Below are 13040 nucleotides of genomic sequence, written 5' to 3'. Positions count from 1 at the left end.
ATGAGTACAATCAATTATGATTTGAGAAAGATAAAAGCTTTTGTATTTGATGTAGATGGTGTGTTGTCGCGTGAAGTCATTCCCTTGTCACCTGATGGTGATCCGATGAGAACTGTAAATATAAAAGATGGCTATGCCTTGCAACTAGCTGTAAAAATGGGATATGACGTGGCTATTATCACTGGTGGATATACGGAAGCTGTGCGTATTCGTTTTGAGCGTTTAGGAGTTCGTTATATTTACATGCGCAGTGCAGTTAAGATACACGATTATTACGATTTCTTGCAGAAAACAGGGCTAAAGCCGGAAGAAGTTGCATATTGTGGAGATGATATTCCTGATTATGAAGTAATGTGTAAAGTAGGACTTCCTGTAGCACCTGCAGATGCAGCGCCTGAGATTAAGAAGATAGCAAAATATATTTGTCAGAAAAATGGTGGCGACGGGATAGCCCGTGATTTGATCGAACAAACGATGAAAGCTCAGGGACGCTGGATGCAAGGAGAAGCATTTGGGTGGTAATTTATATAGTTTTGGATTATTTACAAAGACAAGTAGAGAAAGGCATGTTGGAGAACTTATCAAAATATAAAATCATTTTGGGCTCTAATTCTCCACGGAGAAAAGAGCTCTTATCTGGATTGGATATTAAATTTAATGTAAAAGTGATTCCTGGACTGGAAGAAAATTATCCGGAGACATTAGACCCTCAGGAAATACCAGTTTTTCTGTCTAAACAAAAGGCTGAAGCTTATTTATCATCATTGGATGATACTATGCTTTTGATTACTGCTGATACGATTGTTTGGAATGGAAATGCTGTAATAGGAAAACCAAAAAATAGGGCAGAAGCGATTCAAATATTACGTAGTTTATCTGGACATGAACATCATGTGGTGACAGGTGTTTGTTTGACAACAATGAAAAAGCAACTGACTTTTTCAGTTATTTCATCTGTCCGTTTTGCCTCTTTAAATGATGAAGAGATTATTTATTACGTTGACAAATATAAACCTTTTGATAAAGCTGGGGCTTATGGAATACAGGAATGGATTGGTTATGTCGGGGTTGAAAGTATTTCTGGAAGTTTCTATAATATCATGGGCTTACCTGTGCAGCGTCTTTACCAAGAGCTGAAGACATTTTGAAATCACACCGAGTTGGTTATTAGAATGGATAGCCGACAGCAAAATGCCATGCAAAGTTTCCGTCGGACACATGGAAGTTCGGATTTTTGATTGCCCACCGATCGCTTCCTCTTTGTTGAGGATCATAAGCTTTCATTCCCGTATCGAAGCGTAGTAAGAAGAAATCAAAATCGAGACGTAAGCCTAATCCGTAGGATACAGCGATTTCCTTATAAAATCGGGAAAAGTCAAAATTCCCGTTTGGATGGTCCGGATCGTTATGGAATAACCATATATTACCGGCATCCACATAGGCTGCGAGTTCGAATTTCCAGAATAATTTAGTTCGGTATTCCAAATTCAAATCCAAGCGAATATCTCCGATTTGATCGGCAAATGTTCCTGCATATTCCATACCCATGCTACCCGGGCCAAGTGAACGGACGGACCAACCACGGACACTATTGGCTCCTCCTGAGAAATAACTACGCTCAAAGGGGAGTTTTCTTGTATTACCATATGGATAACCCACACCCACACCAATATGATAAGCTACTTTATTGCGGGCGTCGATTGCCATGCTTTTGCTAAAATCAAAATCTACTTTTGTGAATTGAGAATATGGGATGCCGAACAATTCATACATACCATCCGAATTCTTCCCTTGATGAGTGAGCTTTGAAATACCATATAGTAAGTTGCCAGCCATTTCAAAGGAAAAGCGAAAAGAATGTGTATTCCTTAATTTATTTTGTGGTACATAGTTGCTAAAAGAGTATGTATAGCCAGTCCCTAATACAAATTGATCCGTAAAGTTATATAATCGGGTTGATTCAGGCAAACTGTCAGCAAACGCTCGATCCATTTTAGGCAAATGCACATAGTCAATATCGATCAATTTGAATACATGTTTCGCCTGGGTATTGAACCGGTCTTGCCAAATATAATTCCATCCACCAGACAAAATCGCGCGTTGATACTCTGGACGAGTTTGGAAACTGTAGCTTACTTTGAATTCTGTTGTTGCTCTTAAACGTCTGGCTATTCTGTCACTTAAGAAAGGAAATAAGAAATGGGGGAATGTAAGTCCGGTTTCTGCCCCTATTTCCCAATAATTTCCTACACTATTATCTGATGATGACCCTAAATTTTCATAAGCCCCTCTGATTTTAGCGGTAAAGGCTTCCGAACCTTTAAATAAATTTCGATGTTGGTAATTGATACTTGACGCAAATCCAAGGTCACCGGCAGAGTTTGTCCCTTCTAAATCAACTCCGAAACCCTGTAGTTTACTCGGAGATGTAAGAATGGTGCAATTCAATTTCAAAGAATCATTTTCCTCAAATTCCTGAAAGCGCAAATTTATGTTTTTTAAAGCTCGCAAACGGGCAAAAGAAGAATAGGTCTGTTCAACAGAGCGTTCATTGTATAGTCTGCCAGGAGCGAGATAGACAGAGCGAGCCAGTACAGATGGTCTGATAAACCGACCATTTTCCCCATATATAATTTCAATATGATTCTGATACAAGGTATCTGTGAGTTGAAGAGCATTTTCTTTTTCCGGTTTTAAAGGATCATAATCCGATAAAATCGTAATTTTATTTAAATAATAAGGCCGATGAGGCATTTCTTGAATGTTTCCATCAGGTAATAATTTACGGTATGGTTTCAGATACATTTCAAGGTCTACTACATTTTTCCGGAAAGAACTGTCTGCCAAATAAGTCAGATATTCTTTATTGAAACCATAATAACCCCTATAGCGAAGTAATTTAGTAATTCGTTCCCGCTCTTGGTCCAATATGTCACGATCAAATAAAATACTATCTTGTATCAAAGATGTATATTCATCAGAAGATGAATGAAAGGCTGTTGAAAGCCATGAATGTTTTCGCGGTTTGATACGTGCAATGCTGTCTATTGCTGGGTCGTTGAGCCGCATTTGGTAATCTCGTATACGGTAGGGCTCATTTGATTTGATTGTATAAGTCACAGTTGCTTTTTTGTACTTGCTTGTATCAATGGAATGAGTAACCTGGGCATTGATGTATCCTTTATTGACGAGGAATAGGTGAAGCTCTTTTTCTGATAGAGTAATCAGTGTTGTATCCATAAGAACAGGAGCTTCTCCCATACGGCGAAACTGTTTATTGAACCAGTTGTTTTCGTTCTTTCCAGACCAGTTATACAGATATAGCTGCCATTTCATTAATCCGAATACTTTGAAATTGGGACGTTGTTGCAGATATTCTTTCAGATCGGCTGGTTTAAATTGTTGATTGTCTGAAATAATTTCGACTTTGTCCAATAGATATTGATTATCCGGAACGAATTTGGTTGAACTACATCCGTTTAATACAAGTATACTTGTCAATGTATACAATATATATCGCAGGAACTCCTTCATTCAAATTTGTTTTGAACTACAAAAATAGTTGAATTTGCAGAATATTTCTCTATTTTTGCGAATCTAAAATATAGAATATGCTAAGTAAAAACAAAATAAAATATATTCATTCTCTGGAATTAAAGAAAAATCGGATTTCAGAAGGTGTTTTTGTTGCAGAAGGAAATAAGCTGGTGGCAGATATGCTTCCTTATTTCTCCTGTAAGTTGCTATTGGCCAAGCCTTGTTGGATGGCGACGCAAGGAGATATTTCTGCTGAAGAACTAATTGTTGCAGATGAGGATGATGTGGCTAAAGCCAGTTTCCTGAAGAATCCACAAGATGTTTTAGCTGTTTTCAATATGCCTGATTGGCATATTGAAGAAGTGTCTCCGCTTAAAGAGCTTGTTTTGGCTTTAGACGGTATTCAGGATCCGGGGAATTTAGGTACGATTGTTAGATTGGCCGACTGGTTCGGAATTGAGCATATTGTCTGTAGTAAAGATACAGTTGACGTATTTAATCCTAAAGTTGTTCAGGCGACAATGGGGGCTTTGGCTCATGTAAAAGTCTATTATACAGATCTGACGGCTTATTTAACTAATTGCAAGGAACAAGCAGTTCCTGTTTATGGAACTTTCTTGGATGGAGAAAATATGTATGAACGTACACTTACGTCTCAGGGGATTGTTCTGATGGGGAACGAAGGAAACGGTATCCGGCCAGAAATCGGAGAACTTGTAAGTGAAAGACTTTATATTCCTAATTATCCGTCGTATAGAGAGACAGCTGAATCACTCAATGTGGCAATTGCTACGGCTGTTGTTTGTGCTGAGTTCAGACGCCGCGAGCGGATGAAGTTGGATGTGAAATAGTCGAATCTTTTCTCCAAGTGCAGGGGCCACAAATGATTGTTGCTGTAAATAGGATAACAGCATAGGATATTCAGATATCTTTTTACGCCATAACAGTTGGGAGATCTCTTTTTCTGTTAGTACAGAGGAAGCTGTTACAGCCAATAATACTCCATCAAGAAAAGACGTTCCAGCTATTTCTTCTGTTAACGGAAATATCTTTTGCAGATCACCGCTTGATGCCATTTCCAAGCAGTGCATACGATATATGGTTTCTCCGACGATCACAAAATGAGCAGCCCAACGTGACATAGTTCGCTGTAAAAAGATTAATTTTCTTTTGGTTTGATATCCTTGGCACTTTCAAATCCTATAGACTTGTAGTTGTAGCGCATAAGAGAAATGCTGTCTGTATAGATTTTATAATAATCCATATCGTGATTGTTCAGATAGATGAATCCATATACACGCTTTATACGTTTTGTTGCTACACTTTTAAGCTTTGTCTGGTGATATCCATCCCGCATAATCTGATCATTAATCACCAGTGTCGTATCTCCCTGATCTAGGCAAATACGAATTTGAGGCTTATTCTTATCCTTCTGTGATATACCCCAAACATTCATTCCCAGAGTGAAGGTACTTCCAGGAGGATAGGATTCTTTTGGTTCAATATTGAATGTTGTCCCATTAAAAGGTGATTTAGGAGAGAAGGTCAGATACGTTCTTCTTGACCAGATGTCAACTGAATCATTCTTTTGGGTATCCACTTCTATCCGTTCAACATCTCCCAGGTTATGAATCCGATCATCAATATCTTCGCTGACCAGATTGTAAACCCTCATATAGATATCCAGGTTTTGTGCATACCAAGTCAGCGAACTGTCGTATTCTGCTTGAGTAATATGATATTTATTAAAGACAGATTCATATAGAGCTAACTTTTTTGCATCATCTTTATATGTTTCCTGATCTCCGTTGATGATAGCTTCGGCTATTTGCATATCCGCTAAAACAGCCCGCATCTCATTTTGAGAAAGAATATTGTCGGGAACCGGGCTACAGGCAGATAATGCGCATAAAGATGTCAATCCATATATGAACCAGTGCTTATACATATTATTTTCTTTCTTCGTTGCCTAAACTTTTAGACAAAGTATTTCTATAGAATATTAAAAGGAGAAAAACTCCGACACAAATGGCTGAATCAGCCAGGTTGAATATCGGACGGAAAAAGACAAACTCTTGTCCACCCCAAATGGGTAACCAATCAGGCCATGTCGTTTCGATCAATGGGAAATAGAACATGTCTACAACTTTTCCATGCAACCAGCCTGCATATCCGCCTCCTTCCGGGAAAAGTGTTGCTACTTGCCCATAACTATGGTCGAAAATGACTCCGTAGAAAATGGAATCTATTATGTTACCGATAGCTCCCGCCAGAATCAATGAGATACAGGCAATGAATCCAAATGGGTAATTCTTTTTTACGAGGGAATATAGATAATATCCGATAAATCCAACGGCAACAATACGGAAGATGGATAAGAACAGTTTACCGATGACTTCAATACCAAAAGCCATACCTGGATTTTCTGTGAAGCAGAGATAAAACCAAGGGGTAATCTCGATGCTTTCATGTAGTTCCAGATGTGTCTTAATCCAAATTTTCAAGATTTGGTCTAAAAGAAGGAGCAGTATTACGATGCATACTGCTCCTTTTCCTTTTGAATATTTCATTTATTTAGCGCCTCCTTGTTTTGCTTCAATACTTAATGTTGCGTGAGGTACGGCCCGCAGTCTTTCTTTCGGAATCAGTTTTCCTGTCTCACGGCAAATACCATACGTCTTGTTTTCGATACGTACCAACGCCGCCTGTAAATTCTGAATGAATTTCATTTGCCGTTGTGCCAGTCGACCTGCTTCTTCCTTGGAAAGAGTGGTTGCACCTTCTTCCAGGACTTTGAATGTAGGTGATGTATCAGCTACATCATTCCCGTCAGAATTAGTAACACCCGATCTCAACATTTCATAATCTCGTTTTGCTATTTCCAGCTTTTCTAATATGATAGCTCGAAATTCTTCGAGTTCCGCATCTGAGTATCTTGTCTTTTCTGCCATGGCAAATTTAATTTTAAGTTTAACATCTTGATTTTTTATGATAGAATGGTCTCGAATGAGTCATTCTTAACCGATTTGTCGGCAAAGATAATATAATTATTATATCATGCACATTTTTGTAAAGAAAAATGAGTGAGGGCGGGGATTTCATTCCTTTCCTCGCCCTCAGATAGATGTTTTACCGTAATTTAATGAGTCGGTCTGATATTTTCATCTGTAGTTTACCTTATTTGTCAGACTATATCTTTTCAACTTTTACAGGTAATGTGAAGTCTTCAAAATCGAGAACAGTAGCATCTGCAATCGGTTCTGTTGTTATAGTAAGACTATTGGCAAGGACTTGTGAAGTGATATAATCTTTGTAAGCCGTAACAGCTCCATCCATTTCTGGTGAAGACGCAATCGTAATGTTTACTTTGTCTGTTATGTCGAAACCGCTGCTCTTACGTAAGTTCTGAATACGGTTTACTAATTCACGGGCAAGGCCTTCTTTCTTCAGTTCATCTGTTACCGAAATATCAAGTGCTACTGTCAGACGGCCTTCGTTAGCAACCAGCCAGCCAGGAATATCCTCGGAAATGATTTCAACGTCTGTTCTTTCCAATACGGCATCTTGGCCATCTACCTGTAAGGTGAACGTACCTGCTTTTTCGAAGGCATTGATATCCTCTTGACTCATCTGCTGGATAGCAGCAGCCAGGGCTTTCATGATCTTGCCGTAACGCGGGCCAAGTTTCTTAAAGTCCGGTTTGATACGTTTTACCAGGATACCTGCTGTATTATCTACAAACTTCATGTCCTTTACGTTCACTTCGCTTAGGATAAGTGATTTTACGGCTTCAATACTTTCTTTCTGATGTTCATCCAATACCGGTACCATCAAGACATGCAACGGCTGACGTACCTTGATGTTGACTTTACGGCGTAATGCCAATACCATGGAAGATATGGTTTGGGCCATTTGCATACGTTCTTCCAGATTCTTGTCAATTTGTTCTTCGTGGCATACCGGGAAGTCTGACAAATGTACAGAATAAACATTTTCACGTCCTGTAGCTGCAATTAAATCACAGAACAACTGATCTGCATAGAACGGTGCGATTGGAGCCATCAGCTTAGCCACAGTTTCCAAGCAGGTATACAATGTCTGGTAAGCTGACAGTTTATCATCTGTCAGTCCTCCTTGCCAGAAGCGTTTACGGTTCAGGCGAACATACCAATTGCTTAAATGGTCGTTGACAAAATCAGAGATGGCACGTCCAGCACGGGTTGGTTCATAGTTGTCTAAGTAGTTGTCTACATCCTTAATCAGTGAATTAAGTAATGACAGAATCCAACGGTCAATTTCTGGACGCTTGTTCCATTCGATATCCGGCTGTGAGTAATTAAATCCATCCACATTCGCATACAGAGCGAAGAATGAATACGTATTATATAATGTACCGAAGAACTTGCGACGGACTTCTTCTACGCCTTCAATGTCGAACTTTAAGTTATCCCATGGAGAAGCATTGGTAATCATGTACCAACGTAACGGATCGGATCCGTATTTTTCGATAGTAGCAAACGGATCGACTGCATTGCCCAGACGTTTTGACATCTTGTTTCCGTTCTTGTCGAGTACCAGTCCGTTAGATACTACCGCTTTGTAGGCTACGCTGTCAAAGATCATTGTAGCGATAGCATGCAGCGTAAAGAACCAGCCACGAGTCTGGTCTACACCTTCGGCAATGAAATCGGCCGGGTAGTAAGTGCGGTTGTCTACCAGTTCTTTATTTTCGAACGGATAATGCAACTGAGCATAAGGCATAGCTCCCGAATCAAACCATACATCGATTAGATCGCTCTCTCGTTTCATCGGTTTGCCTGACGGTGATACCAACGTGATGTCGTCTACATACGGACGGTGCAGGTCTATCTTTTCGTAATTTTCTTTCGTGTAAACACCCGGCTCAAAACCTAATTTCTTATATGGGTTTTCAGTCATGAAGCCTGCGGCGATAGATTTCTCGATTTCGTTGTACAGTTCTTCCACTGAACCAATACATATTTCTTCGCCTTCCTCACTGCGCCAGATGGGAAGTGGAGTGCCCCAATAACGAGAACGGCTCAAGTTCCAGTCGTTCAGGTTCTCCAGCCATTTACCGAAGCGGCCTGTTCCGGTAGATTCCGGTTTCCAGTTGATTGTCTTGTTGAGTTCTATCATCCGGTCCTTGCAGGCTGTTGAGCGGATAAACCAGCTATCCAGCGGATAATACAGCACCGGTTTGTCTGTACGCCAGCAATGCGGATAGTTGTGTACATGCTTTTCAATCTTGAAAGCCTGGTTATTTTGCTTCATCTTCATGCAAATGTAGATGTCTAATGATTCTGCAGCCTGTGCTGCCTTTTCATCATATTTGCCATCTACTGTAAACTGCGGATCATAAGCGTTCTTTACCCAGCGGCCTTCGTATTCTTTATATTTTTCAACATCTACGCATTCAGCAACGAATTTTTCGTCCAGTTCATTCAGCAAATAGAACTTTCCTGTCAAATCAACCATTGGACGAGTTTCGCCCTTCTTGTTGATCATGAACAAAGACGGAATTCCTGCAGCTTTAGCTACGTTGGCATCATCTGCACCAAATGTCGGAGCGATATGTACGATACCTGTACCATCTTCTGTTGTTACGTAATCTCCAGGAATTACACGGAATGCTTTGGCTGAAGCTTCTTTCCAGCCATCCTCGGTTGCTTCTACCGGTTTTACCCATGGAATCAGCTGTTCGTATTCCATGCCGACCAGATCCGTTCCTTTGTATTCGCCGACAACCTTGAACGGAATCAGTTTATCACCCGATTTGTAGTCTTCAAGAGCGATTCCTTCGGCTTTCTTATTGAAGTGAGCATAAAGGAGGGGTTTTGCCAAAACCACAGTTATTTTTTCTCCCGTATATCCATTGTAAGTTTGTACGGCTACGTAATCAATCTTTGGGCCTACACAAAGTGCGGTGTTGGATGGCAAAGTCCAAGGCGTAGTAGTCCAGGCGATGAAATAGGGAGTTCCCCACTGGGCCATTTCTGGCTTCGGATTTTTCATCTTGAATTGGCCAACAACTGTTGTATCCTTTACATCCCGATAACATCCAGGTTGATTCAGTTCGTGAGAACTTAATCCTGTTCCTGCAGCTGGAGAGTACGGTTGGATGGTATAACCTTTGTATAAAAGGCCTTTGTTGTATAGTTGCTTCAACAACCACCATAAGGTTTCAATATACCGGTTATCGTAAGTGATATACGGGTTTTCCAGATCTACCCAATATCCCATTTTCTGAGTCAGGTCAGTCCATTCTTTGGTGAACTTCATGACATCTTTACGACAAGCAGCATTATAATCGGCTACCGAAATCTTTTTGCCAATATCCTCTTTGGTAATACCTAATGATTTTTCTACGCCCAATTCCACCGGCAGTCCGTGAGTATCCCAGCCTGCTTTGCGGTTTACTTTGTAACCTTTCATGGTCTTGTAACGGCAGAAAATATCTTTAATCGAACGGGCAATGACATGGTGAATACCCGGCATGCCGTTAGCAGAAGGCGGTCCTTCGTAGAATACGAAAGAAGGATGACCTTCTCGGATTTCAAGACTCTTATGGAAGACATCGCCGTCTTGCCATTTTTTCAGTATTTCCTTATTCACATTCGACAAGTCGAATTTTGAATATTCGGCAAATTTCTTACTCATATCGTGATGTTATTTGTTTTGCTACAAAAAATTACGTGCAAAGGTAGCTATTTTATTTCAAATAGGCAAAGCCGAATAGTAAGGAAGCATGATGTAAATGTGTCTCTTTTCTCTTTATATTATCGAAATGCTTATCAGAAGCAGGCCAGGAAGCTGTATGGCATAAAAAAGGTTTTAGTCATGGGTGAAATTATTCATGCCTATGAATGATTCAAAACACGCCGGCTTTTCATCAAAATACGCCGGCTTTTACTTCAAAGCCGGCGTATTTTGACAGGTTGCTTATGACAAGTTTTTAATATCTTCTAAGTCTTTGATTTGTAGTAAAATGTCGTTTATGGTTTTCAGGTTTTTCCTGTGTTTGGAAATACCGAGACCTAAACCGATCAGAAGCCCTACAAGGGATCCACATGTAATGCTGATGATAAAGTCATTGTCATCTTGAGGAAGAACGAAGAATATTTCGGCAAAGAACCAGATAACCCAGACCGCTAAAATAGGCATCATTATTTTAAAAGACTGGAGTGTTTCTTTTTTCAGAAGCAAGACATTTTTTCCACATTCAACCAGGTTTTCACCTAATAGTGATCGGATATGGGATAATTTCTTTTTGTTACGGTTCAATTTTATCATGCAAGCCAGCAGAAACAAGGCTGTGGCTGCTGCCAGCCAGTAAGAAAAACCTGCCAGCGTAAAGAAAAAGAAGCAATAGGGAATTCCGATAATGGCTACGACGATCATGATGATTGCGTCTTTGTGCATTCTGGATACTTTCTGCTGCATGGCTTGTCGGATGATGTGATCATTAATGATCGTCTGTTTTTCTAATTTCCCTTTTAATAAACAGATTTGTTGTTTCATTTCTTCCAGTTCAGGGGAGGTAATATATTTTTCCATGATAAATGTTGTTTTACTGATTAGACATCTTTTTGAGTTCTTCTTTAATACGATAAAGCCGTACGGATACGTTTTTGGCAGATATGCCGACAATGGCACCAATTTCCTCATAACTCAGATTCTCGAGCCATAGCAAGACGATGGCCCTGTCGAATAAGCCGAGTCTGTTGACCCGTTCATACAGCTGTTTGATTTGTAAGGAGTCTTTGTCGTTGTCTGTATAGAGATTGATATTTATGTTCAGGGGAATGGTGTGAGTGCGACTGCGTTTTTTCCGGTCGAATGAAATACACGTATTGAGGCTTACTTTCCACACCCATGTTTTGATTTGGCTTTGTCCGCGGAAAGAAGGAAATCCTTTCCATAAATTGACCAAAATTTCCTGAAATAAGTCGTTGACTTCCTCCGCATCTTTAGAGAACATATAGCACACGGTGTAAATGGTGTCTTTCTGCTCTTTTATTATTTGCGCAAATTCAATTTCTAATTTATCCATTGCTTTTTCGTGTTTAGAAGTTTTATTTATTCTATTAGACGCATCGGGCTGTTCAAAACTACAAAAAAATGGAATAAAATAAGGGGAAAGAAGAATTTGCCGTAATTTTGTGCCGGTTATAATATATTAAGGAAAGAGATTATATGATCAAAGCTTTGTTTTTTGATATTGATGGAACATTGGTGAGCTTTAAGACGCATACAATAGCGGCTTCGACAATGGAAGCACTCCGTAATTTGCGGGCAAAAGGAATAAAAGTATTTATAGCTACCGGCCGGCAGTTGCAATGCATTGATAATTTAGGTGATCTGGAAGTCGATGGGTATATAACACTGAATGGCGGATACTGTATTGCCGGGTCTGAAGATGTTATTTACAAGCATGCGATTCCGCAAGAAGATATTCACTCTATGCTGGAATATCAGCGGACAGTACATTCTTTTCCCTGTGCCTGTGTAACTGAAGACAAGATTGTCTTGAATTACCGGAACGAATCAGTCGATGCTTTGTATGAACAGATCCGACTGAAAGCTCCCGAAATTGGATCAATCGAAGCGCTTGCTGATAAAGAAATATTCCAGCTGATTGCCTTTTTCACAGCGGAAGAAGAGGAACGGATCATGGCCTATATGCCGAATAGCCTGGCGGCCCGTTGGAGTCCTTATTTCGCCGATGTGGTAGCAAAAGGGTGTACCAAAGCGGTTGGTATCGATCGGATCATAGAACATTATGGAATATCCTTAAAAGAGACCATGGCATTCGGTGATGGCGGAAATGATATTGCCATGTTGCAGCATGCCGGCGTGGGTGTTGCAATGGGAAATGCGATGGATGAGGTAAAGAAAGCCGCCGATTTTGTAACGACAAGTGTTGACGAGGATGGTATCGTGAATACCTTGCGTCATTTCGGATTACTCTGATCTCCGATTTTGTAGCTAAAATCCACACTGTGTACCAAAAGGAATCTTAAATTCACATTTATCATGTTAATGCCAAAAGCTCAAATGTCTGATTTTTAGTATAGTCATGATTTCGGGCTATTTCTGGTATGTGCTTTGTACTATGATTAGTGACGAGAGTCAGAAAAGAAATGTTGAATTTAAAATGTTTGAAATTATGAAAAAGGTATTAGTTGCAGTAGCATGTTTGATGAGTGTGGGTAGTTTCAGTGCATTCGCTTCAGAAACAAGTGTTGATTCTGTCATGGTAGTGAGTGAAGTGGCTCAAGATGATTTCGTCAAAGTAGAAGTAAAGGATCTGCCCGAAGCAGTAACTCAATCTATTGAAAAAGCTTATCCGGAATATACCGCGAAAGAAGCTTTCATGGCAGAAAAAGAGGAGGGCAAACAGTATAAGGTCGTGTTGGTACTTGATGATGAAGAAGTAACCGCCCTTTTCAAGGAAAATGGTGAAGAGGTAAAATAACCTGTTT

General features: G+C 40.0%; 12 protein-coding genes. 5 read left to right on the top strand and 7 right to left on the bottom strand.

Translation table 11 applies throughout. The features are described from left to right. Together NEE14_RS05750 and NEE14_RS05745 are read left to right on the top strand one after the other, a co-directional pair. Positions 1 to 522 (top strand): KdsC family phosphatase, encoded by a 522-nt coding sequence (locus NEE14_RS05750; protein WP_251966321.1) that lies wholly within the window; start codon positions 1 to 3, stop codon positions 520 to 522. A 44-nt stretch (positions 523 to 566) separates the two neighbouring features. After that, positions 567 to 1148, top strand: coding sequence for a Maf-like protein (locus NEE14_RS05745; protein WP_251966352.1), 582 nt, complete (start codon positions 567 to 569; stop codon positions 1146 to 1148). Positions 1149 to 1167: 19 nt separating this feature from the next. Here NEE14_RS05745 and NEE14_RS05740 read toward each other — a convergent pair whose 3' ends face one another. After that, positions 1168 to 3534 carry a BamA/TamA family outer membrane protein gene (locus NEE14_RS05740; protein WP_251966322.1) on the bottom strand — a complete coding sequence of 789 codons (2367 nt, stop codon included), beginning with the start codon at positions 3532 to 3534 and terminating at the stop codon, positions 1168 to 1170. A 77-nt stretch (positions 3535 to 3611) separates the two neighbouring features. Here NEE14_RS05740 and NEE14_RS05735 point away from each other — a divergent pair, with 77 nt between their 5' ends. Further along, positions 3612 to 4388: an RNA methyltransferase gene (locus NEE14_RS05735; protein WP_251966323.1), complete on the top strand. Its 777-nt coding sequence runs from the start codon at positions 3612 to 3614 to the stop codon at positions 4386 to 4388. Positions 4389 to 4696: 308 nt separating this feature from the next. On the opposite strand, the gene NEE14_RS05730 is transcribed toward NEE14_RS05735, so the two are convergent. The 6 genes from NEE14_RS05730 to NEE14_RS05705 all read right to left on the bottom strand — a co-directional run bounded on the left by NEE14_RS05730 (position 4697) and on the right by NEE14_RS05705 (position 11608). Further along, on the bottom strand, positions 4697 to 5485 hold the full coding sequence (locus NEE14_RS05730) for a DUF4296 domain-containing protein (RefSeq protein ID WP_251966324.1): 789 nt from the start codon (positions 5483 to 5485) through the stop codon (positions 4697 to 4699). A gap of 1 nt (position 5486) precedes the next feature. Next, a complete protein-coding gene (locus NEE14_RS05725; RefSeq protein ID WP_251966325.1) occupies positions 5487 to 6107 on the bottom strand; it encodes a lipoprotein signal peptidase in 621 nt (206 codons plus the stop codon). Beyond that, positions 6108 to 6488: a TraR/DksA family transcriptional regulator gene (locus tag NEE14_RS05720; RefSeq protein ID WP_251966326.1), complete on the bottom strand. Its 381-nt coding sequence runs from the start codon at positions 6486 to 6488 to the stop codon at positions 6108 to 6110. A 238-nt stretch (positions 6489 to 6726) separates the two neighbouring features. Continuing rightward, on the bottom strand, positions 6727 to 10215 hold the full coding sequence (ileS, locus tag NEE14_RS05715; protein ID WP_251966327.1) for an isoleucine--tRNA ligase: 3489 nt from the start codon (positions 10213 to 10215) through the stop codon (positions 6727 to 6729). A 282-nt stretch (positions 10216 to 10497) separates the two neighbouring features. Further along, positions 10498 to 11112: a hypothetical protein gene (locus NEE14_RS05710; RefSeq protein WP_251966328.1), complete on the bottom strand. Its 615-nt coding sequence runs from the start codon at positions 11110 to 11112 to the stop codon at positions 10498 to 10500. Positions 11113 to 11125: 13 nt separating this feature from the next. Continuing rightward, positions 11126 to 11608 carry an RNA polymerase sigma factor gene (locus tag NEE14_RS05705; RefSeq protein WP_251966329.1) on the bottom strand — a complete coding sequence of 161 codons (483 nt, stop codon included), beginning with the start codon at positions 11606 to 11608 and terminating at the stop codon, positions 11126 to 11128. A gap of 143 nt (positions 11609 to 11751) precedes the next feature. Here NEE14_RS05705 and NEE14_RS05700 point away from each other — a divergent pair, with 143 nt between their 5' ends. After that, entirely contained in the window at positions 11752 to 12528 is a 777-nt protein-coding gene (locus NEE14_RS05700) for a Cof-type HAD-IIB family hydrolase (RefSeq protein ID WP_251966330.1), read from the top strand. A 196-nt stretch (positions 12529 to 12724) separates the two neighbouring features. Beyond that, on the top strand, positions 12725 to 13033 hold the full coding sequence (locus NEE14_RS05695; RefSeq protein WP_251966331.1) for a hypothetical protein: 309 nt from the start codon (positions 12725 to 12727) through the stop codon (positions 13031 to 13033). Positions 13034 to 13040: the final 7 nt, after the last annotated feature.

Origin of the sequence: Parabacteroides sp. AD58 (assembly GCF_023744375.2) — a bacterium.
Lineage (GTDB): Bacteria > Bacteroidota > Bacteroidia > Bacteroidales > Tannerellaceae > Parabacteroides > Parabacteroides absconsus.
The sequence above is the reverse complement of the archived record's forward strand: the minus strand, read 5'-3'. Positions and strand labels throughout refer to the sequence as shown.